The 201-nt window shown below is 56.2% G+C and carries 1 pseudogene; it reads left to right on the top strand.

The window, feature by feature from the left end:
- Positions 1 to 139 (top strand): annotated as a pseudogene (locus tag HMPREF2896_RS12640) (IS256 family transposase); the annotation flags it as partial.
- Between the last annotated feature and the right edge of the window lie 62 nt (positions 140 to 201).

The raw sequence follows: 201 nt of genomic DNA, 5'->3' as shown, positions 1-201 counted from the left end.
AGCACGCGCAGCCTGGGCAAAAGAAGAACTTAAACGCCGCGGCCACCCAGACGGGCGACCTGCCACATTCGACACCCACATCGACAACGAATGGAACCCCAGCTTAGGCATAAGAAAAGGCTGGGCCGGACGCTCCTAAATCCACACGAAATGTCCCTTAGTGCGACACGCCGCAAATCCACACAAAATGTCCCTTAAGCC

It is taken from the genome of Corynebacterium sp. HMSC069E04, from assembly GCF_001813175.1.
GTDB lineage: Bacteria > Actinomycetota > Actinomycetes > Mycobacteriales > Mycobacteriaceae > Corynebacterium > Corynebacterium aurimucosum.
The sequence above is the reverse complement of the archived record's forward strand: the minus strand, read 5'-3'. Positions and strand labels throughout refer to the sequence as shown.